Below are 21743 nucleotides of genomic sequence, written 5' to 3' on the forward strand. Positions count from 1 at the left end.
CGCTGCGATAAGGCTTGCGATGATAACAAGAGCGGCGGCTGTCGCCCATGATTATTGATGCATAGCAGCATTTTTTTTACGCGGCGATGACTTTTGCCTGGTAAAACGCCGTCGGTGTGGTGCCGAAATGCTTCTTGAACATGGTCGTGAAGGCGCTCTGGCTCGTGTAGCCATTGTCCATGGCCACGTCGATGACCTTGCTGCCGCGCGCCAATTGTTCCAGCGCCCGCAGCAGCCGCGCTTGCTGGCGCCACTGGCCAAAGCGCATGCCCGTCTGCTTCTGGAACAAGCGGTGCAGGCTGCGCTCGGTGATCGCCAGTTCCTGCGCCCAGTGCGCCACCGTCTGCTGTTCGCCCGGCTGCGCCATCAGCCGCGCGCAAATGCCGCGCAGGCGCGCATCCACGGGTAAGGGCAGATACAGGGGCAGCACGGGCAGGCTGTCGAGCTCGTGCAACAGCAATTGCAGCAGATGCCAGTCGCGGCTGCCTTCCGTGAAATCGGGCGCGATGTCGACGGCCGCCACGATCAGTTGCCGCAGCAGGGGACTGATGTCGAGCACGCAGCTGTGGCGCGGCAGCAGCGGGGAGCTGGCGCAGTCGATGAACACCGTGCGCATTTTCACCGCGCCGCTCATGCGCACCTGGTGCGCGATGCCGGGCTGCAGCCACACGCCGCGCGTGGGCGGCACCACCCAGCGCCCTCCCTGCGCCTCGATGGTCATCACGCCTTCGATAGCGTACAGCAATTGCGCATGCGTGTGGCGGTGCACGGAAATCACATGGCCATGCGCATAGTCGACGGCCAGCGCCATGGCGCGCGCCGTGACTGGCAGCAATTCCTGAAAGGCGGCGGAGGAACAATCCATGAAAGAGGGTCAGTTTTGCAATAGGTAGAGACATCTTAGCGCGAGAAGGCGCGGCGCGCCTGCGGCATGATGGTTTCCCGCAACTCTTCCTGGAGCCTCGCATGCCTGTGCGCGCCTATATCTATCCCTTCCTGGCCATGCTGCTGTGGGCCGGCAACGTCGTCGTCTCGAAGCTGGCCGCGTCCAGCATCGCCCCCACGGCCATCACCTTTTACCGCCTGGTGCTGGTGCTGCTGGTGATGACGCCGTTCATCGCCCGTCCGCTGTGGCGCAACCGTGCCGCCATCCGCCGCCAGTGGTGGCAGCTGGCCGTGTGCGGCGTGATGTCGATGGCCCTGTTCCAGAGCCTGTCCTACCGCGCCGCGGAAAGCACCACGGCGACCAACATGGCCATCGTCACGGCGCTGGCGCCCCTGATGACGGCCCTGCTCAGCGTGCTGCTGCTGGGCGAGCGCCTGACGGTGGGCATGGCGGCCGGCGGCGTGCTGTCGTTTGGCGGCTTGCTGTACCTGGTGGGGCGCGGCGACGTGCTGGCCTTGCTGCATCAAGGCGTGCATGCGGGCGACGCGCTGATGCTGCTGGCCTGCCTGAGCTTTGCCCTGTACGGCGTGCTGCTGCGTCGCTGGCGTTTGTCCATTCCCGCCTGGCAAGCCATTTATTGCCAGGCGCTGGCGGCCCTGGCGTGCATGCTGCCGCTGTTCCTGCTGCTGCCGCCCGGCAGCGCCAGGCTGGACGCCACCACCTTGCCCCTGATCGGCTATGCGGGCATCGGTTCGTCCATCGTGCTGTCCTACCTGTGGATCGAAGGCGTGAAACTGCTGGGGCCGAACCGCTGCAGCATCTACGTCAACCTGCTGCCCTTGCTGACGGCCTTGCTGGCCATCGTCTGGCTGCATGAAAGCATGCATGTGTACCACCTGGTCGGCGGCGGCATCTCGCTGCTGGGCGTGCTGCTGGCGCAGACGGTGCAGCGGCCTCTGTGGCGCCGGCGGCCTGGCGTGTCCGGTCTTGCCTGAACGGCCATGCATAATGGCGGTTTTTCGGCAGTGGAGTTGGCATGCGGCAAACATTTTGGATGAGTACGATGGCGGCGCTGCTGGCGCTGGGCGCCCTGGCGCCAGTACAGGCGGCGCGTTTCTACGAAGGCGTCCCCATGGCCACCGCCAAGGTTGTCGAGCGCCGCGACGGCGGCGTGGTGCTGGCCTTCCTGCGGGAAAATGGCGAAGTCAACGGCTATTACTGCCAGTGCAATGGCATCAGCGAGAAACGCATGAATCTGGACAAGTATGGCAAGGCCAGCATCGCGGCCGTGTTCCAGCTTGATCTCGACAGCGAAGGCGAAACGACGTTCGTGCTCACCCGCAACGGTGGTCAGTATGGCTTGCATGCCTACCGCTACGAATCCAGCGGCGGCAAAATGTTCAAGGTCGCCGCCCTGCAGCCTACCCTGAACGCCATCGTGCGCGGTGCGAACACCATGGACGAGGCGCGGGTGCGCGCGGCGCTGGCCCGTTTGCAACTGATCGATTACAGCATCGCCTACGCGCCGACGGGCGTGGCCGAGTTCGACGCCATCGAGCATGCGCACGGCACCCTGGTCGGCTATTTCAATATCGACGGTGACTTATTGCCCGGCAAGCCGGCCGATAAGCCCGCGTTTGCCTATAAAAAAACCTTCCAGGAAAAGGATGGCCATTTCCTCACTGTCACGTATTTGCTGGGCAAGGGCTGGCAAGGGAGCCGTGCGCCCAGCTACCACGTCAAGTGGATCACCTGGGAAACACAGCCGCAGCGCTTTGCCGCCAGCCAGGATGGGGTATTTATCGAATATGAGGTGAATGGCTGCGTCGGCAGCGTGTTTGCCCGTGGTCAGTATGTGCACGGCAAGCGTACCGGCATATGGCACTACGAAGAGCCGAACACCATCCGCTCGTCTGGCGCCTTCGTCGACGACAAGGCGGAAGGACCATGGACGTATGCAAGCGGCGATGAAACGACGACGGGACTGATGGTCAAGGGCCAGCGCACGGGGCGCTGGGAAGTGAGTCCGGGCGTGGAAGAATGGCGCGCAGCGGACATGCACAGCTTCACCGGTTACGACCATTTCGTGAAAGACCGCCTGGACGGCCCCAGCGAGCGCCGCATCGATGGTGTGGTGCAATGGCAGGGCAACTATGTGAACGGCAAGAAGCAGGGCCAGTGGGTCGAACCTGGCGGCGGCGGCTTGTACGTCGATGACGTGCGACAGGGGCCGTGAAAGGCGGCGACGCCGGGCGGTGGCCGGCACATGCTGACCATGCTCGACGGCAAGCTCATGACAGAAACCGTCTATTAACATACCTGGCATTCCCACGCGACCGCGCACGGCAGCGGAATGACAGTTCTGCGCAAAAAACATCATCTACTTGTTACAAAGCGTGAAAATCCATGCTGGATGTTGCTACTGGTAATCTTTCCCTGTATCTTGCAGTCAGGAAATTAAAAGTACGGGAAACCTCGACCTCGTTGCCCTGTATTGCACTCCTGACGATATGCGCGGGCCGCCTTCCCCCCTGCCGCCGCACACGCCGTATCGACCTGTCCTGAACAATTCACGTGACCCGCCTCTCTGGCGCTTGCTGCTATCCCGTTTGGTGAGCGCAGGCATGGTTGCGCCCCTACCAAGGAAAATTGCATGCTGTCGAACATAACAATAAAAATGCGCCTGATTGCCACCATGAGTGTGCTGGGCGTACTGATCGCCGTGCTGGGCGCCATGAGTATCATCAGCCTGAAATCGGCCAACAACAGCCTCAACGAGGTCTACAGCAATCAGCTGGCATCGACGCAAGCCATCGGCGAATCGCAGATTGCCCTGGGCCGTGCCCGTTTCACAATGGACCGCGTGATGGTGCACCCGGATGCGCCGGATGCCAAGGATACCCTGGCGCGCGCGGAACAATTCCTGGAAGCCTCCAACAAGTCCTGGAAGGTGTACCTGGGCCTGCCGCAAAGCGCGGACGAAAAGCGCCTGTCCGACGACATGGACAAGAAGCGCAGCGAATATATCAACAATGGCGTGCTGGTCATGAGCAAGGCTTTGCGTGAAGGCAACATCGAGCAAGCGGACGGCTTGATGATGAAGGGGCTGACGCCGCTGTACCGCACTCTGGACCAGGCTGCCGAAACCTTGACCCAATTCCAGGCCACTTCGGCCGCCGCGATGTATGCGGAAAGCCAGTCCAGCTACCACACGCAAGTGATCATGGCCATCGGCGGCATGATCGTTGGCGCCTTGCTGACCATTATTTCCAGTATCTTGCTGCTGCGCGCCATCTTTGGCCCGCTGGACCAGGCCCTGCGCCATTTCGGCGCCATTGCCGACGGCAACCTGGCCAACGACATCGTCATCACGCGCCACGACGAGATGGGTGCCTTGCTGACGGGCTTGCAGAAAATGCAGGAGCGCCTGTCGACCACCGTGCGCGGCGTGCGTGACGGCAGCGGCGCCATCGCCACGGCCAGCAATGAAATCGCCTCGGGCAACCTGGATCTGTCGAGCCGCACGGAGCAGCAAGCGTCGAGCCTGGAAGAAACGGCCTCCTCGCTGGAAGAGCTGACTTCGACCGTCAAGCAGAATTCCGACAATGCGCGCCAGGCGAACCAGCTGGCCGTCTCCGCATCGGATGTGGCCGTCAAGGGCGGCGCGCTGGTGGCGCAAGTGGTCGACACCATGGGCACCATCAGCGAATCGTCGAAAAAGATCGCCGACATCATCGGCGTGATCGACGGCATCGCCTTCCAGACCAACATCCTGGCCCTGAACGCGGCCGTGGAAGCGGCCCGTGCCGGCGAGCAAGGCCGTGGCTTTGCCGTCGTCGCCACGGAAGTGCGCAACCTGGCGCACCGCTCGGCCAGCGCCGCCAAGGATATTAAAGTGCTCATCGAAGCGTCGGTGCAGAACGTGGGCGCCGGCAGCGCGCTCGTCAGCCAGACGGGCACGACGATGGACGAGATCGTGTCCAGCATCCGCCGCGTGACGGACATCATGGGCGAGATCAGCGCCGCCGGCCGCGAACAGGAACTGGGCATCGGCCAGATCAATCAAGCCGTGGCGGAAATGGATACCGTGACGCAACAGAATGCGGCCCTGGTGGAAGAAGCGGCGGCCGCCTCGGAATCGATGCAGGAACAGGCAGCGGCGCTGGCCGAAATGGTCAGCATCTTTAAACTGGACGCCGCCCACAGCGGTCCTGCGGCGGCCAAGCCTGCCTTGCGCAAGCCTGTCGTGGCCGCCGCCAGCACGGCCTTGAAACGCCCGGCCCTGCGCCTGGCGCCGGCCGGTGCCGCTGCTGCCCCTGCCCCTGCCGCCAAACCGCGTCCGGCCAAGCCTGCCGCGGATAACAGCGGCGAGTGGGAAGAGTTTTAACAACACCTAAAAACCTACTGCGCGTCGCAATTTGCGGCTTGCGATGCTCACTGTGCTCTAGCACAGTTGCGCTTCTCAGCCACAACTTGCTGCCGCTCGCTACGGTTTTTAGGCGTTGTTGATTCTAGATTATTGTTGCTCCAGGGCTATCTTGCTGCCCTGCTCCTGCAAGCGCGCCGCCTCGGCCAGGGCCTGGGCGCGCGCTTCCTCGGCCGCCTGTTCCGCTTTCTCCAGAGCATCGTGGCGCGCCTGCAAGGCCGCCCTGGCACGCACGAAGACGATCTTGATGGCAGCCATCACGGGCACGGACAGGAAGATGCCGACGACGCCCCCGAGCTGGTCGCCGGCCAGCAAGCCGACGATCACCATCAGCGGGCTCACTTCCACGCCTTCGCTCATCAGGTAGGGATTGACCACGTAATCCTGGAACAGACGGTAGGCGGCGATAAAGCCGATCAGCCAGAACACGTGTTCGAAGCCGCTGAATCCGGCTACGACCACGGCGATGACGGCGGCGGCCAGCGGGCCGGCAAACGGAATGAATTCCAGCAGGGCGGCCGCGCCGGCCAGCAGCAGGCTGTACGGCACGCCCATCAGGGAAAAGGCGATGCTGTAGGACACAAAGGTGGCGATCGACAACAGCAGCAGGGCGCGCACATAGCGCGACAGCAGGATGTCGAGGTCATCGATGATGGCGCCCCACAGTTTCTTGTTCGGGCGGTTCAGCAGGGACAGCAAGCCGTCGCGCATGTCCGGCCCTTCCTTGATCAGCAAAAAGCTCAGCACGGGCACCAGCACCAGATAGATCAGGTTGCTGGCCGCATGCATGACGGTCAAGCCCAGCTCCTTCGCCAGCGGCATGGCCTGTCCCGAACCGCTGCTCAGCTGTGTCTGCATGAACGACAGCAGGCGCGCGCGCAACGGCTCCATGAATTCCGGCAATGGAATGCGCTCGGCAAAATTATTCCCCTTGAGTAGCGTCGGTAATTGATCGCTGAGCTTGATCGCCTCTTCCTCGATGCGCGCCCCGAAGATCGACCCCAGCACCGCCACCAGCAAGATCACCACCAGGAAGACGATGCCGATACTGGCCGTGCGCGGCAGGCGCTTCGGGCCATGGCGTTCAAGCAGCCCGATCAGCGGATATACGAGGTAGCTGAAGAAAATGGCAAACACCACCACGATCAGGGTCGACGAGACCTTGTAGGTAAGAAATAGCAGGAAGGCGATGAGGAAAGCCGTCCACACCATCTTGGCGACGCGCAAGTTAAAACCGAACATATGAATTCCTTAGGGCAGGATGCTACGCAAGCGTGGCTGGCTTGAAGGGCAGGTGGGCGAGGCAGGGACGGGGCCGCGCCGCACGGCCGGAAATCATACCGCAAAATGCCAAAATGCCATGCTCTTGTGCGTAATGGCAATGCTTTTCCCTGCCGCCTATTTTCCCCGCCAGCTGGCCACGGTGATGAACACGCTGTCTTTATTGCCCTGTTCGCGCAAGGTCACCGTGTAGCGGCCGCCCGTATCGCTGCCAGTGAACACGACCTTGTCGTCATGCCCCTGCACTTGCGCGCCCTTGGCCAGTGTGGCGTAGGTGTTGAGCACCCAGTGGAAATCGGCATAGCTGCGCAGGGTGATGCTGGCGTCGGGCATGGGCTCGTCGCCCGCCTCCGCTGCTTCCGTGGGCGTGCGCATGGGCAAACCTGCCAGGCCCGCCGGCGCGATGCGTTTGCCGCCGCTGGAACTGCTGCTCAATTCCGCATTCGGCAGCAGCAGATGCAGCAAGCTGGCGGGAAAACCGGGCGGCACGTCGCGCGGCTCCCAGCCGGGCTGGTCGGGACGCGTCGTGATGTACTCCACCACGGCAATGCTTTGCCGCTGTTCCGGCGCCGCCTGCGCCAGCATGGCCGGCAGTTGCCGCGCCCACACGAGCAGCGGTGCGGCGCTCTCGTCCTTCGCGCCCGGTGGCACAAACAAGGTCAGCACGGCGTGCGTGGACGGCAGGCAGGCGGGCGCGGCGTCGCCGATGGCGGCCTGGCAATGGCCGTTGACGAGGCCCAGGGCCAGCAGTTTGCGTTGCGGGTCGAACAGCATGGCGGCGCGCTGCGCACCGTGTTGGCCGGGGTTGATGGAGGCCAGCACCGAACGCCCGTCGGGCAGCATGGTGCGCCGGATGTCATGCAGCGAACGCATGCTGTCGAGTACCTGCAGCGCGATCAAGGTATCGCCCTGCGTATAGTCGCCCCGCGCATAACCGAGCAGCCGGAAGACGTCGGCGCGGATTTGCGGATGCTCGTTCAGGCTGAGCGGCGGCGACGGCACGGGCACGGTGGCGGCCACGAAGGCGGCGTCTTCGGCAGAAATGGTCTGTGCCATGCTGGAAAGCGGCAGGCACAGGGCGGCGCACAGCGACAGCATGCGGAAAGTGGTGTTTCCTCGGGTATTCAATGGCTATCCTTGTCGAGACGTCAGGCCGGTCCGGTTGCCGGCATGCGCGGGCCGCGATCTTAGCATTTCAGGAATGAAACGCTTTCTGCTAAGCTTGGCTATTGAATCACTGTCCCCCATTGTCATGGCCAAGATCACCATTTCCTGCAGCATTCCCGTCGACGATGAGGAAGTGACCGAGTTCCTGCACAAGTACCTGGGCCGCTCGCGCCTCGGCACGACCAGGATGTTGCGCATGGGAGAGAAGGGTTGTTTCTACAGCGGCTCCTTGTACACCGACGAGCACGCCAAGGTGAGCCGTTTGATCCGCCGCATGCTGGCCTTCTTCGAGGGCAAGGATATCCCCTTGACCATCCTCAAGATCGGCGCCCAGGACAGCTGGTACGAGGTGGACCCCGAGCAGCGCGATCCCTGGAAGATTGCGCCGCAAGCTCTGCTGGCGCTGCTCGACGCGGCGCCGCACGGTGGCGTTCAGGCGGCGTTGAGCACGTAGCGGTTCTTGCCGCTTTTCTTGGCCTGGTACAAGGATTCATCGGCGCGCCGGTAGCTATGTGACAAGTCCGCTTCCTTGATCAGTTCCGCGACGCCGATGCTGACCGACACCTTGCGTTCCGGCACGAAAGCCGCCTCGACGCTGTCGACCAGTTGCGCGGCAAAGGCGCAGGCGGCGTTCTTTTCACCCAGGTAAATGACGGCGAACTCCTCGCCGCCCAGGCGGCCGCACAGGTGCTCGCCCGACAGTTCACTGATCACTTCGGCGATCTTTTTCAGCACCTCGTCGCCCACGTCATGGCCGTACACGTCGTTGATTTTCTTGAAATCATCGATGTCGATCATCAGGAAATATGCCGGCGTGCGCGCCGTGCGTTGCAAGGTGCGGGCGCCTTGCGTAAACATGCGGCGGTTGTTGAGCCCCGTCAAACCATCCTTGTAGGCCATCGTCGCCAGCTCGCGCTGGGCACGGTAGTTATGGATGCGCAAGACGAGAAAATAGACATTCAGCGCCAGGCCGATGATCACGCTGATGGTGACGGCCAGCACGGGCCAGTGCTGATCGGCCTGGCCCGCATGCACGGGGAACTGGCCCAGTCCCATGATGGCCCACACGCCCAGCGATACGCCCAGGTAATACGCGATGCCGCTGAAGATGGGCGCCGTCGTCAGGGTGATCATCACGCCCAGCGGCAATACCCAGAAAGCGGGATCTTCCGTACTCAGCATCAGCACGCGAAAGCTGAAAGCAATGAACAGCACGCTGATGGTGCCGCTGGCGATGATGGCCTGCAAGGACTTCGCATACACGGTCAGCAGCAGCCCGACCAGCATGCCCGTCACGCCCAGCGCCGCCTGCGCATGATCAAACGTGGCGCGCGGCAAGGTCAGGCTGAACGTGACCAGCCAGCAAGCCAGGCCAAACGTCAGGATGGCTATCGAAATGAAATGCAGTTCCTTGAAAAAGCGCTGCTGCTGCTCCCGTTCTCCTGAAAAGAACAGGTAATAGAAGGCAGGAGACAGGCTGCGCGAAGTGAACATGACATTTGTCCAGGCAGACAACACGCCTTGCGGCAGGGACGCCTCCCGGCAACGGCAGGCGGCTTGGCACGCGCACAAAATTAGTTGCGCTCAGGAACTAGTGTACTGGTTTCTTGGGGGCAGTGGGGATAGTGGTGAGGAAAACGGCGGCCAGTGTCCTGCCGCCGCCACAGTGGCATGCGGCGGCGCTGCAGCGCGGGTCGTCACAGGTCGCGCGCCAGCACCTGGCCGATCAAGTCCTTGCCAAAGCTGTGATGCGCCGCTTCCTCGACCAGATGGAAGCCGGCCTTGTCGTAGATGCGGCGCGCATCGGTGAGAATGCTGTTGGTCCACAATACCATTTTCATATAGCCGACCTGGCGGCTGAAGCGCAGGCATTCCTCGACGAGGCGGCTGCCGATGCCCAGGCCGCGCGCGCAGGGATCGACATACAGCAGGCGCAGCTTGGCCGTCGTGTCATCCTGGCGCACGATGAAGACGGAACCGATCACCTTGCCGTCCTTCTCGGCGATCCAGCAGCGCTCGCGGGCCGGGTCGAATTCCCGCACGAACTTGGCGAGGATCTCGGCAACGAGCGCCTCGTACTCGTTGTTCCAGCCATATTCCTGCGCGTACAGCACGGCTTGCCGGTGGATGATCCAGCCCATGTCGCCCGACTGTGGGTTGCGCAGGATATAACTGGGCGATGAACTGGACGATCCTTCCCCCAGCAAGCCCTGGATTTGCTCCATGGCAGAGACCAGCTCCTGCTGCGCCGTCGGCGGCAAGCGCTCCAGCATGGCAGCGACTTCGCGCCGAGAGGCGTCCACCAGGGGCGCGAGGGTGCGCTGTCCCTGTTCAGTGAGCTGCAATTGCGCTGCGCGCGCATCCGTCGGCGAGCGCGTCTTGGCGATCAGCCCCTGCTTTTCGAACCCGGCAATGACCCGGCTCAGATAGCCCGCGTTCAAGCCCAGCTCGCGGCACAGGTCCGCGCTGGTCAATTGCTCGCGGTGCGCCAATTCATACAGGATACGCACCTCCGTCAGAGAGAATGCGCTGTCCAGCAAGTGCTCATGCAGCACGCCAATCTGGCGCGTATAAAAACGGTTAAAACGACGCACGATCTCCGTACGTTCGCTGAGTGATTCTGTAGACATTGCTGGCTCCATTTGCTTGCTTATGGCAGATTATTGATTGCTTTTGGCAAGTATGTCAAGATGACGGCAGGATACTGGCGGACATAAAAAAAGCGGCCCTGAAGAGGGCCGCCTTGGCTGCAGCGGAAACCAGGGACGCTGGCTTATACGTCGATATTGCCCGCGCGCAGCGCATTGTTTTCAATAAACGCTCTGCGTGGTTCCACGTCGTCGCCCATCAAGGTCGTGAAGATCTGATCCGCGGCAATCGCGTCTTCGATCTGTACCTTCAACAAGCGGCGCACAGTCGGGTCCATCGTCGTTTCCCACAGTTGATCCGGGTTCATTTCGCCCAGACCTTTGTAGCGCTGTTTCGAGACGGTGCGTTCGGCTTCGTCGCGCAGCCATTGCATGGCCTGGTGGAAATCGACCACGGCGATTTCCTTGACGCGCTCGCCTTCGCCGCGGCGCACGAACGCGCCTTCGCCGATCAAGCCTTCGAAGGTGGCGGCGCCGCTGCTCAGCACGGCGTAGTCCGGGCCTTGCACGAAGTCGGCGTCGATGGCGCTGACTTTGACGTTACCGTGGTGCATGCGTTCGATGCGCAGCATGTGTTTTTCCGACAGGTCGTCGGAGCGCACGTGTACTTTCACCGCGCTGTCGTTGATGGCCGTCTGCAGGGCCAGAGCGGAGGTTTCCGCCAGGTCCAGGGTCGACAGGTCCAGTTGCACGCCCGTCATGATGGCCGTCAGGGCGGCGCGGTCGATGACCCGTGTCAGACGCGTCATGATGCTGTTCGACAGGTTGAACTTGCGCACCAGTTCCGTCAGGGTCTCGCCGGAAATGCCTTCCGCGCCTGTGCGCGGCACCAGCACGGCCGTGTTCAGCGCCACGGTCATCATGTAGCTCGCTTCTTCGGCGTCATCTTTCAGGTAGCGCTCGTCGCGGCCCGATTTCACCTTGTACAGCGGCGGTTGCGCGATGTAGATGTGGCCGCGCTCGACCAGCTGCGGCATCTGGCGGTAGAACAGGGTCAGCAGCAGGGTGCGGATGTGGGCGCCGTCGACGTCCGCATCGGTCATGATGATGATGCGGTGGTAGCGCAGTTTGTCGACGTTGAATTCGTCCGGTCCGATCGAGGTGCCGAGCGTGGCGATCAGGGTGGTGATCTGCTCCGACGACAGCATTTTCTCGAAGCGGGCTTTTTCCACGTTCAAGACTTTACCGCGCAGCGGCAGGATCGCCTGGAACTTGCGGTCGCGCCCTTGTTTTGCCGAGCCACCTGCCGAGTCACCCTCGACGATGTACAGTTCGCACAGGGCGGGGTCTTTTTCCTGGCAGTCGGCCAGCTTGGCCGACAGGCCCAGGCCGTCCATGATACCTTTGCGGCGCGTCAAGTCGCGGGCCTTGCGGGCCGCTTCGCGGGCGCGCGCCGCCTCGACGATCTTGCCGCAAATGATCTTGGCGTCGTTCGGTTTTTCTTGCAGGTAATCGGCCAGGGTCTTGGCGACGATCTCTTCGACGGGGCCGCGCACTTCGCTCGACACCAGCTTGTCTTTCGTCTGCGACGAGAATTTCGGTTCCGGCACTTTCACCGACAAGACGCAGGTCAGGCCTTCGCGCATGTCGTCGCCGCTGATTTCCACTTTCGCCTTTTTGGCGAACTCGTGTTCATCGATGTATTTGTTGATCACGCGCGTCATGGCCGCGCGCAAGCCCGTCAGGTGGGTGCCGCCGTCGCGTTGCGGGATGTTATTCGTGAAGCACAGCACCTGTTCATTGTAGGCATCGTTCCACTGCATCGACACGTCGACCGAGATGTTCGTGCCCTGGTCCGACATGCGCTCGCCCGTGGCCTGGAAAATGGTCGGGTGCAAGACCGACTTGGCCTTGTTGATGTATTCGACGAAGCCGCGCGTGCCGCCTTCGAAGGCGAAGACTTCTTCCTTGCCCGTGCGCTGGTCGGACAACTTGATGTTGACGCCATTGTTCAGGAAGGATAGTTCGCGGATGCGCTTGGCCAGGATTTCGTAGTGGAATTCCACGTGCGTGAAAATCTCTTCATCGGCCCAGAAATGCACGTCGGTGCCGCGCTTGTCGGTTTCGCCGATGACCTTGATCGGCGAGGTGGCGATGTCGCCGACCATGACGATCTGGCGGTCTTGCGGCACGCCGCGCACGAATTCCATGTGATGCACTTTGCCATCGCGGCGGATGGTCAGTTTCAGCAGTTTCGACAGGCCATTCACGCAAGACACGCCCACGCCGTGCAAGCCGCCCGATACCTTGTACGAGTTCTGGTCGAACTTGCCGCCCGCGTGCAGCTCGGTCATGACGATTTCCGCCGCCGAACGCTTCGGATCGTGCTTGTCGTCCATTTTCAGGCCGGTCGGCACGCCGCGGCCATTGTCGGTGATCGAGATCGAATTGTCGCTGTGGATGGTGACGTGGATTTCCGTGCAGTGGCCGGCCAGCGATTCATCGATCGAGTTGTCCAGCACTTCGAATACCAGATGGTGCAAGCCGGTGCCGTCCGAGGTGTCGCCAATGTACATGCCCGGGCGTTTGCGTACGGCTTCCAGGCCTTCCAGGATCTGGATGGAGGAGGCGCCGTATTCTTCCGTTTTGGCCTGGATCGGGGTGTCTTGTGGATTCTCGGACATGGACTGCTTTCTCAAATAACGATTGCTGATTTTGGGGTCAGACCCGTCGGGTCTGACCCCAGTTTTATGCTGCGACTAAGGCTTAAATCCGCATCGGCATGACGACATACTTGAAGTCGGCATTGTCAGGGATGGAGATCAGGGCGGACGAGTTCGAGTCGCCCAGCGCGATGTTGACGTATTCGCATTTCAGGTTGTTCAGCACGTCCAGCAGATACGTCACGTTGAAGCCGATGTCGACGGAATCGCCGCCGTAGTCGATTTCCAGCTCTTCGACGGCTTCTTCCTGGTCCGCATTGGTCGAGCTGATCTTCATGCTGCCCGGGGTGATGATGCAGCGCACGCCCTTGAACTTGTCGCTGGTCATGATGGCGGCACGTTGCAGCGAGCGCAGCAGTTCATCGCGGCCGATGGTGAAGTCGTTCTTGTAGCCCTTTGGAATCACGCGCGTGTAGTCGGGGAACTTGCCTTCGACCAGTTTCGAGATCAGCTCGATGTCGGCAAAGGTCAGTTTCACCTGGTTGGCGGCGATGTCCAGCTGTACCGGCTCATCGTTCTCTTCCAGCAGGCGCTGCAGTTCGATGATGGTCTTGCGCGGAATAATGACTTCCTGGCGCGCGAACGTTTGCTCGGTGGCGACCTGGCAAAACGCCAGGCGGTGGCCGTCGGTGGCCACGGCGATGACATTATTGCCATCCAGAACCAGCAGCAAGCCGTTCAGGTAATAGCGGATGTCTTGCTGCGCCATCGAGAAATGCACCATGTTGAACAGGTGCTTCAAGGTTTTCTGCGGCAGGGTGACGGACGCGTTGTAGCTTTCCGCTTGTTGCACGGTTGGAAACTCTTCCGCCGCCAGCGTTTGCAGGGCGAAGCGCGACTTGCCCGTTTGCACGGTCAGGCGCTTGTTCAGCAGGGTCATCGTGACGTCGCCCGATTCGGGCAGGGCGCGCAAAATGTCCAGCAGCTTGCGCGCGGCCACGGTGGTGCCGGTGACGTCCGCGCCGGAACCGATTTCCGCGTGCGTGGTGATCTGCACTTCGGTGTCGGTCGACAGGAAGGAGACATTTTCACCGTCTTTGCGGATGAGGATATTGGCCAGAATCGGCATAGTGTGCCGACGCTCGACAATACCGCTCACGATCTGCAGTGGCCGGAGAAGGGTATCTCGGGTGGTTTTGACCAATTGCATATTTATCCTCAATGTATAGGTATGAAGTTTAACGTAGTAATTTAACAATCATTGCAAGGGGAGCCCCGGCAGGCCGGCTGCGGCGCTCTCCCAGATAATAAGGGTAAAGCACGTTTTGAGCCAGCCTTGCCCAAGCGGCGCTTAGCCTTTTAACGTTTGTTCCAGCACATGCAATTCATGGTTGCATTCCGGGTTCTTGGTGCGGTCCAGCGCGATCTTGCGCACGGCATGCAGCACCGTGGTGTGGTCGCGACCGCCGAACAGCTCGCCGATTTCCGGCAGGCTCTTCTGTGTCAATTCCTTGGCCAGGTACATGGCGATCTGGCGCGGCCGGGCGATATTCGCGGGGCGGCGCTTCGAATACATGTCGGCAACCTTGATATTGAAGAAGTCGGCCACCGTTTTCTGGATGTTTTCCACGGAAATCTGGCGGTTCTGCACCGACAGCAAGTCCTTCAGGGCTTCCTTGACGATATCGATCGTGATCTCTTTGCCATGGAAACGCGAGTACGCGAGAATCTTGCGCAGCGCGCCTTCGAGCTCGCGCACGTTCGAACGCAAGTGCTTGGCGACAAAGAAGGCCACGTCGTCGGAGAAGGTCACGCCTTCCTGCTTGGCCTTTTTCAACAGAATCGCCACGCGCATTTCCAGTTCCGGCGGTTCGATGGCCACCGTCAGGCCCGAGTCGAAGCGCGAGATCAGGCGGTCGTCCATGCCCGTGATTTCCTTCGGATAGGTATCCGAGGTGATGATGATCTGTTTCTTCGCGGCAATCAATGCCTCGAACGCATAGAAGAACTCTTCCTGCGTGCGGCTCTTGCCGCCAAAGAACTGGATATCATCGATCAGCAGCATGTCGAGCGAGTGATAGTAGTGCTTGAAATCGTCGAAACCCTTGCGTTGGTAAGCGGTCACTACGTCGCGAACGTACTGTTCCGCGTGGATGTAGCGAATCTTCGCGCCCGGATTGTCGGCCATCACCTGGTTGCCGATGGCGTGGATCAAGTGGGTCTTACCCAGGCCGACGCCGCCGTAGAAGAACAGCGGGTTGTACGACACGCCCGGATTGTTCGCCACCTGGATGGCGGCGGCGCGCGCCAATTGGTTGGCCTTGCCCGTCACGAAGCTGTCGAAGGTCAGGTCGGTGTTGATGCGGCTCTGCTCGCGGCGCGGCGCGGCACCGATGCTCAGTTCCGGCACGCTCGGCTGCGGCTCCGCGGCGCGCGCGCTGGGCGCGCCGCCATTCGGATCGCTGGCCGGAGTGCTGGCGGTGACGGGTTTCTTCGGCAGGGCCAGGCGCGGGTCGAGCACGAACTGCACTTCCGTCGGCGCTTCGAAGTACTGAATGGCCAGCGCAGTGATGCGGCTGGCGAACTGGGTCTTGACCCAATCGAGCTTGAAGCGATTGGGCGCAGCAATGCGCAGCTTGCCCTCTTCGTAATCGAGAGGGATAAGCGGTTTGATCCACGCACTGAATTGTTGCGGTGTCAGCTCCAGTTCCAACTGCGCGGAACAGGCCTGCCAGAAATTATCCATGTATGTCTATGTGAAAAGGTGTGGGAGGGCGTATCGATTCTGCCCTGCGTTCACCGTGTTGCAAGGCCGGCGTCGCGCGAGGGCTCGCCACACGTAACGCGCTATTCTACTCCCGACTGACAAAGTTATCCACAGGCACGACGCTTATTTTTCTGTGGCGGGGTGGGGCGCCATGTGCATAAGAGGCGACTTATCCCCCGGTTATCCCGTCGCAGGCAGTGCTGGCGCGGCCTGTGGCGGGGCCTTGCCGGCAGATGGGGGCGGCGCGGAAATTTCCAGACGATCACGGCAATCCTTGACAAGAGGGGGGCATATGCTGAATAATTCAGGGTTCCCCGCCCGTATTCCGTGTTTATTCATTTGGAACGACAATATGGACTAAGCGTGGATTAAGCGGGCGATGAGATTGGCCAGCTTGTGCCTTGGCATAAGTGCGCGATTGTCATTGGCACCAAAAACTGACGGGACGTCAGACCCGATTTTGCATTTTTTTTGTTTTTAGCGAGACCAACATGAAACGTACTTACCAACCTTCCGTCGTTCGCCGCAAGCGTACGCACGGCTTCCGCGCTCGTATGGCTACCCGTGGTGGCCGTGATGTGCTCAACGCACGTCGCGCAAAGGGCCGCAAACGCCTGGCCGTCTAGGCTTGTCGTTGACAGCTGATCGCGTGGCTAGCTGTACTCCAGTCGGCAATCAACGCGAAGGTTCACACGACTTCGCGCGCTTTCGGCGTATCGTTAAAACGGATGAATTTTCATCCGTTTTTCGTTTGCGCCCTTCGCAAAAAACAGCGCATTTTGTGCTGTACACCCGACACAATCAATTGCCGCATGCGCGGCTGGGCGTCGTTGTGGCCAAGCGTTTCGCGCCGCGCGCGGCGACCCGCAATACGATCAAGCGCGTCACGCGCGAGCTGTTTCGCAACAGCGCGATGCCGCCGGTCGACTGCGTGGTGCGTTTGTCGCGCGCCGTCAACAGCAAGGATGGCCCGGCCACCACGACCCGGCTCAAAGCCGAGCTGCGTGAGGAATTGAGCCGCCTGTTCGCGGCGCAAATCGCCGCCCAGGCCCGTTCTGTTGCTGCGCCACCACCATCCGCGCCATGAAAACCCTGCTGCTGTTCCTGCTGCGCGCTTATCAGTTGCTGATCAGCCCCATGCTGGGACAGAATTGCCGTTTCTATCCGAGCTGTTCGCATTACGCGATGGAAGCGCTGCGCGTGCACGGTACGGCCAAGGGCAGCCTGCTGGCTGCCAAGCGCCTGTGCCGTTGCCACCCCTGGAATGAGGGGGGCGTCGACCCGGTGCCGCCGGCCGACGCTAAACAATCTTCAACGACCGCTTGCGGTTGCAACCACTCCTGACAAATACCCTAATGGATATCAATAAACGTACCATCCTGTGGATCGTGTTTTCCGTCTCGCTGGTAATTCTCTGGAACGAATGGATGATCTCGAACGGCAAGCCGTCGATGTTCTCCGCGAACACGGAACAAACCGCCAAGGCGCCTGTGACACCTGCCAAGACGGATACCCTGGCTGCCTCGGCTGCTGCAGGCGTGCCTGCCCTGCCGGGTGAGGCTGTCGATCCCGCCGCGTTCAAGCGCGAAGTGATTACCATCACCACCGACGTCATCAAGGTCGATATCGACACCCTGGGCGGCCAGGTCAAGCGTCTGGAATTGCTGAAATTCAAGGGCGCGGGCAATCCGGGCTGGTTTGGCGGCTGCTTCGGCCTGTTCAAATGGTGCCAGCCTGACGACGGCAAGCAAAACGAAGTGCTGTTCGACGAAGGCGCGAACCATACCTATCTGGCGCAATCGGGCCTGGTCGGCGGCCCCTTCCCGACGCACGCGAGCGGTTTCACCGTGCAGCCTGGCGTACGCACCATCGGTGACGGCAAGCAAGTGCAGCTGGTGATGGAAGCGGTCGAAGGCGGCGTCAAGCTGACCAAGACGTTTACCTTCAAGCGCGGCGACTACGTCATCGACGTGCGCCACGACGTGTCCAACGTGGGCGCGGCACCTGTCACGCCGCAGCTGTATCTGCAGCTGACGCATGACGGCAACAAGCCGGTTGGCGACTCGTTCTTCAACAGCAGCTTCACGGGCCCGACCCTGTACACGCCGCAAGACAAGTACCAGAAGCTGACGTTCGAGAAAATCGAAAAAGCGGCTGCGGAAGACGAGAAGAAGGGCAACGACAACGCCATGAAGGGCCTGCACCCGGCCACGGCGAATGGCGGCTGGTTTGCGATTTCGCAACACTTCTTCGTGTCCGCTTTCGTTCCGCCTGAGAACGCCAAGCGCGACATCTTCACGAAGAAGGTTGGCCCCAACCTGTACGCCATCGGCAACGTGCTGCCATTGCCTACCCTGGCGCCAGGCGCCTCGGCCAGCATGGACAGCAAGTTGTACTCGGGTCCGCAAATCGCGCATCTGCTGGAAAACGTCTCGCCTGGCCTGGAACTGGTCAAGGATTATGGCTGGTTGACCATCATCGCCAAGCCGATGTTCTGGGTCATGGAACAGATCCACAGCGTGCTGGGCAACTGGGGCTGGACCATCATCGCCTTCACGATCCTGATCAAGCTGCTGTTCTTCCCGCTGTCGGCCGCCGGCTACCGCAGCATGGCCAAGATGAAACTGGTCACGCCGAAGATGCAAGCGATCCGCGAACGCTTCAAGGGCGATCCGCAAAAGATGAACCAGGCCACGATGGAGCTGTACAAGACGGAAAAGATCAATCCGCTGGGCGGCTGCCTGCCGATCCTGATCCAGATGCCCGTCTTTATCGCTCTGTACTGGGTCTTGAACGCGTCCGTGGAAATCCGCGGCGCGCCATGGATCGGCTGGATCACCGACCTGGCCCAGCATGACCCATGGTGCATCCTGCCCGTGTTGTACGCGATCTCGATGTTCATCACGACCAAGCTGAACCCGGCCCCGGCCGATCCGATGCAAGCGAAGATGATGCTGTTCATGCCACTGGCATTCTCGGTGATGTTCTTCTTCTTCCCGTCGGGCTTGGTACTCTACTGGGTCGTCAACAACGTCCTGTCGATCGGCCAGCAATGGGTGATCACCAAGAAATACGCGCCTGCCGTCAAGTAAGTCCGGCCAGCGAACAGAAAGCCCGCCTCGCGCGGGCTTTTTTTTGACATCGTACCCAATGGGTACGATGTCAAAAAAGTGGGTTTTTCCGGCTTTCCACTGCCCCCCCCTTCATGTGCACCTGGTTTGTCGCTGAAAATAGCGCGGCTCCCGCAGCCTTTCCCGAATAATCTACAATATCCCCATGAAACTCGACTCTTCCCCTATCGCCGCCATCGCCACCGCTCCCGGGCGCGGCGGCATCGGCGTGGTACGCGCCTCCGGCAAAAACCTCGCTCCCCTGATGACGGCCCTGTTCGGCGCGCAGCCGCTCAAACCGCGCCACGCCACCTATTTGCCATTCACGGAAAGCGACGGCGCCATCATCGACCAGGGCATCGCCATCCATTTCAAGGGCCCGCATTCGTACACGGGCGAAGACGTGCTGGAATTGCAGGGCCACGGCGGCCCCGTGGTGCTGCAACTGCTGCTGGCGCGCGTGCTCGAAGCGGGCCGTGACAGCGGCTTGCGCCTGGCCGAGCCGGGTGAATTCACGCGCCGCGCGTTTTTGAATGACAAGCTGGACCTGGCGCAAGCCGAAGCCGTGGCCGACCTGATCGACGCCTCGACGGAAGCGGCCGCCAAGTCCGCCTCGCAATCGCTGTCGGGCGCTTTTTCCAACACGATACACGCGCTGGTCGAGCAGGTAACGGGCTTGCGCATGCTGGTCGAGGCAACCCTGGATTTCCCGGAAGAGGAGATCGACTTCCTGGAAAAATCGAACGCGCGCGGCCAGTTGAAGGCCGTCATCGAAGCCTTGAACAAAGTGTTTGCCCAGGCGGCGCAGGGCGCGCTGCTGCGCGAAGGTCTCAACGTCGTGCTGGCGGGCCAGCCGAACGTGGGCAAATCGTCGCTGCTCAACGCGCTGGCGGGCGCCGACGTGGCGATCGTCACGCCGATCGCCGGCACGACGCGCGACAAGGTCAGTGAAACCATCCAGATCGAAGGCATTCCGCTCAACATCATCGACACGGCCGGCATCCGCAGCGCCGGCGACACCATCGACGCCGTCGAGCGCATCGGCATCGAGCGCACCTGGGGCGAGATCGGCAAGGCCGACGTGATCCTGCATTTGCTCGACGCCGACCACGGCCCGACGCTGGCCGACGAAACCATCGTTGCCGCCTTCCCCGAGGGCGTGCCGGTGGTGCGCGTGTGGAACAAGATCGATCTGTCCGGCCACAAGCCCGGCGTCGACAGCTTGCCGGACGCCACCCACGTGTATCTGTCTGCGCACGAGCACATCGGTATTGACCTGTTGCGTGCGGAACTGCTGCGCATCGCCGGCTGGCAGCAGACGGGCGAATCGCTGTATCTGGCGCGCGAACGCCATCTGATCGCCTTGAAATCGGCCGGCAAGCACCTGGACATCGCCGCCCAGCACGCGGCGCAGGACGACCAGTCGCTCGATCTGTTCGCCGAAGAACTGCGCCTGGCGCAAGTGCAGCTGTCGAGCATCACGGGCGAGTTTTCACCGGACGATCTGCTGGGCGTGATTTTCAGCCGTTTCTGTATCGGCAAGTAAGGGGCAACGATGAAAATGTGGATCGCAGCCGCACTGTGCTGCCTGCCCTTGCTGGCTCAGGCTGAGGAAAAGCTGCCGCGCGACGTGGTGCAGTTCATTGATCATGCGCAAATGTGCGAGCATTTTGCCGGCGAGTGGGATGATAACGACAAGGCGCGCCAGCGCGAGATCACGCAAGCCGTCGAGCAATCCTGCGGCCAGGCGCAGCGGCAGTGGAAGCGCCTGACCGCCAGGTACGCCAAGCAGCCGCGGCTGCTGAAAATCATTGCAGAACAGGCCAATGACGCGGTGCGCAGCTACCGAAAGTCAGGCTAGCCTCTGCCCCGTTGAGAAATGTCATGGAGTCCAAACTGCGCTGACGTAATCTTGCTGAGCGGCCTTGAAGTGCCGCTAGGAAAGGAAGCGCCATGGACAGCAAACAGCCGGACGTCGTGGAACGCGAGGATGAGGTAGTGGCGCGCCCACTGCCCGCCATGCCGGAATTGATCGCCTCCTTGCCGCCGAAAGGCGCGTGCTGGTATTGCGACAAGCCGCTCGACGCCGTGCGCCGTTTCTGTTGCAAGAGTTGTGGCGTGGCGTATGCGGAAGAGGCGCAGTACAACAGCTGAGCGCTAGCGGCGCCGCAGCAGCGCCGCCAGCGCGCCGTCGTAGTCGAACTCATGCGCAGCCGCCGCCACTTCCTGGTAGACATGCACGCCCAGGCTGGCCGCCAGCAGGCTGGCCGAGTTTTCCAGAATGTCGATGGCCGCGCCGTCGCCTTCGCGCAGGTGGCTGGCCAGGCGCGCCAGCAGCAACTGGATGGCGGGCGCGGCAGGGTCGGGCGCCACGTCCTGCGCCGCCGTGTGGGTGGCCTCCGGCGTGCCGAGCATGCTGCTGACCGCGCCCAGCAATTGATCCTGCGCCAGTTCCAGCTGCAGCATCTGCTGGGTCAGGTCGGTTGCCTGCGCGCGCAGCGCCGACTCCAAGGTTGCCGACAGGCCATGCACATGGTGCGCACCGATCATGCCGGCGGCGCCTTTCAGGGTATGCGCCTTCAGGCGCGCGGAGGCATAGTTGCCGGTGTCGAATTCGGCGCGGATCTGGCACGGCGTGGTGCCGTGGTCGTGCAGGAAGCGGCGCAGGATTTTCAGGTACAGGATGCGGTCGCCCATGATGCGGCCCAGTCCGTTCTCGACATCGAGAATACGGACCATGTCGGATGCCGCGACGGCGGCGTCATCATCGCAAGTGGCGTGTGGTTTCAGCATGCTGTGCAGAGCGCCCCAAAACTTGTCAATGGCAGTAAAGCAGAAACCGCTATTTTACATCC

Annotated in this window: 20 protein-coding genes; 11 read left to right on the forward strand and 9 right to left on the reverse strand. The window is 61.5% G+C overall.

Annotation, left to right across the window (positions count from 1 at the left end; genetic code table 11):
• Positions 1-76 precede the first annotated feature (76 nt).
• The gene (locus GCN78_RS17820) at positions 77-865 is read right to left on the reverse strand and encodes an AraC family transcriptional regulator (RefSeq protein WP_152252866.1); all 789 of its coding nucleotides are present in this window, start codon (positions 863-865) and stop codon (positions 77-79) included.
• A 101-nt stretch (positions 866-966) separates the two neighbouring features.
• Here GCN78_RS17820 and GCN78_RS17825 point away from each other — a divergent pair, with 101 nt between their 5' ends.
• The 3 genes from GCN78_RS17825 to GCN78_RS17835 all read left to right on the forward strand — a co-directional run bounded on the left by GCN78_RS17825 (position 967) and on the right by GCN78_RS17835 (position 5273).
• Positions 967-1881 carry a DMT family transporter gene (locus tag GCN78_RS17825; RefSeq protein ID WP_152252867.1) on the forward strand — a complete coding sequence of 305 codons (915 nt, stop codon included), beginning with the start codon at positions 967-969 and terminating at the stop codon, positions 1879-1881.
• Positions 1882-1922: 41 nt separating this feature from the next.
• Positions 1923-3122 carry a toxin-antitoxin system YwqK family antitoxin gene (locus GCN78_RS17830; protein ID WP_152252868.1) on the forward strand — a complete coding sequence of 400 codons (1200 nt, stop codon included), beginning with the start codon at positions 1923-1925 and terminating at the stop codon, positions 3120-3122.
• Between the two features lie 417 nt (positions 3123-3539).
• A complete protein-coding gene (locus GCN78_RS17835) occupies positions 3540-5273 on the forward strand; it encodes a methyl-accepting chemotaxis protein (protein ID WP_152252869.1) in 1734 nt (577 codons plus the stop codon).
• A gap of 129 nt (positions 5274-5402) precedes the next feature.
• Here the strand turns inward: GCN78_RS17835 and GCN78_RS17840 are convergent, their stop codons facing one another.
• Positions 5403-6554: an AI-2E family transporter gene (locus GCN78_RS17840; RefSeq protein ID WP_152252870.1), complete on the reverse strand. Its 1152-nt coding sequence runs from the start codon at positions 6552-6554 to the stop codon at positions 5403-5405.
• Between the two features lie 156 nt (positions 6555-6710).
• Positions 6711-7721, reverse strand: a complete 1011-nt coding sequence (locus tag GCN78_RS17845; protein WP_152252871.1) for a hypothetical protein — start codon at positions 7719-7721, stop codon at positions 6711-6713.
• A gap of 124 nt (positions 7722-7845) precedes the next feature.
• Between GCN78_RS17845 and GCN78_RS17850 the strand changes: the two genes are divergently transcribed.
• Positions 7846-8214, forward strand: coding sequence for a hypothetical protein (locus tag GCN78_RS17850; protein ID WP_152252872.1), 369 nt, complete (start codon positions 7846-7848; stop codon positions 8212-8214).
• On the opposite strand, the gene GCN78_RS17855 is transcribed toward GCN78_RS17850, so the two are convergent.
• The 5 genes from GCN78_RS17855 to dnaA all read right to left on the reverse strand — a co-directional run bounded on the left by GCN78_RS17855 (position 8193) and on the right by dnaA (position 15757).
• Positions 8193-9254, reverse strand: coding sequence for a GGDEF domain-containing protein (locus GCN78_RS17855; protein ID WP_152252873.1), 1062 nt, complete (start codon positions 9252-9254; stop codon positions 8193-8195). The genes GCN78_RS17850 and GCN78_RS17855 overlap by 22 nt on opposite strands.
• A gap of 203 nt (positions 9255-9457) precedes the next feature.
• Complete coding sequence (locus tag GCN78_RS17860; protein ID WP_152252874.1) at positions 9458-10390, reverse strand: bifunctional helix-turn-helix transcriptional regulator/GNAT family N-acetyltransferase; 933 nt, start codon at positions 10388-10390, stop codon at positions 9458-9460.
• 143 nt (positions 10391-10533) lie between these two features.
• A complete protein-coding gene (gene gyrB / locus GCN78_RS17865) occupies positions 10534-13032 on the reverse strand; it encodes a DNA topoisomerase (ATP-hydrolyzing) subunit B (RefSeq protein WP_152252875.1) in 2499 nt (832 codons plus the stop codon).
• 82 nt (positions 13033-13114) lie between these two features.
• A complete protein-coding gene (gene dnaN, locus GCN78_RS17870; protein WP_034754341.1) occupies positions 13115-14221 on the reverse strand; it encodes a DNA polymerase III subunit beta in 1107 nt (368 codons plus the stop codon).
• Positions 14222-14362: 141 nt separating this feature from the next.
• The gene (dnaA, locus tag GCN78_RS17875; protein ID WP_152252876.1) at positions 14363-15757 is read right to left on the reverse strand and encodes a chromosomal replication initiator protein DnaA; all 1395 of its coding nucleotides are present in this window, start codon (positions 15755-15757) and stop codon (positions 14363-14365) included.
• 512 nt (positions 15758-16269) lie between these two features.
• On the opposite strand from dnaA, the gene rpmH reads away from it, so the two are divergent.
• From rpmH to GCN78_RS17910, 7 genes are all read left to right on the forward strand, one after another.
• Positions 16270-16404 (forward strand): 50S ribosomal protein L34, encoded by a 135-nt coding sequence (gene rpmH, locus GCN78_RS17880; RefSeq protein ID WP_010401996.1) that lies wholly within the window; start codon positions 16270-16272, stop codon positions 16402-16404.
• Between the two features lie 8 nt (positions 16405-16412).
• Entirely contained in the window at positions 16413-16865 is a 453-nt protein-coding gene (rnpA, locus tag GCN78_RS17885; RefSeq protein WP_081922828.1) for a ribonuclease P protein component, read from the forward strand.
• Positions 16862-17122, forward strand: a complete 261-nt coding sequence (gene yidD, locus GCN78_RS17890; protein WP_099380761.1) for a membrane protein insertion efficiency factor YidD — start codon at positions 16862-16864, stop codon at positions 17120-17122. The genes rnpA and yidD overlap by 4 nt, the downstream gene beginning before the upstream one ends.
• An 11-nt stretch (positions 17123-17133) precedes the next feature.
• A complete protein-coding gene (yidC, locus tag GCN78_RS17895; protein WP_152252877.1) occupies positions 17134-18870 on the forward strand; it encodes a membrane protein insertase YidC in 1737 nt (578 codons plus the stop codon).
• A gap of 184 nt (positions 18871-19054) precedes the next feature.
• Entirely contained in the window at positions 19055-20434 is a 1380-nt protein-coding gene (gene mnmE, locus GCN78_RS17900) for a tRNA uridine-5-carboxymethylaminomethyl(34) synthesis GTPase MnmE (RefSeq protein WP_152252878.1), read from the forward strand.
• A gap of 15 nt (positions 20435-20449) precedes the next feature.
• Positions 20450-20749 carry a hypothetical protein gene (locus GCN78_RS17905; protein WP_152252879.1) on the forward strand — a complete coding sequence of 100 codons (300 nt, stop codon included), beginning with the start codon at positions 20450-20452 and terminating at the stop codon, positions 20747-20749.
• Between the two features lie 92 nt (positions 20750-20841).
• The gene (locus GCN78_RS17910; protein WP_152252880.1) at positions 20842-21042 is read left to right on the forward strand and encodes a hypothetical protein; all 201 of its coding nucleotides are present in this window, start codon (positions 20842-20844) and stop codon (positions 21040-21042) included.
• Positions 21043-21045: 3 nt separating this feature from the next.
• Here the strand turns inward: GCN78_RS17910 and GCN78_RS17915 are convergent, their stop codons facing one another.
• Positions 21046-21681, reverse strand: a complete 636-nt coding sequence (locus GCN78_RS17915; protein WP_152252881.1) for an Hpt domain-containing protein — start codon at positions 21679-21681, stop codon at positions 21046-21048.
• Positions 21682-21743: the final 62 nt, after the last annotated feature.

The organism is Janthinobacterium rivuli, assembly GCF_009208735.1.
Taxonomy (GTDB): Bacteria; Pseudomonadota; Gammaproteobacteria; order Burkholderiales; family Burkholderiaceae_D; genus Janthinobacterium.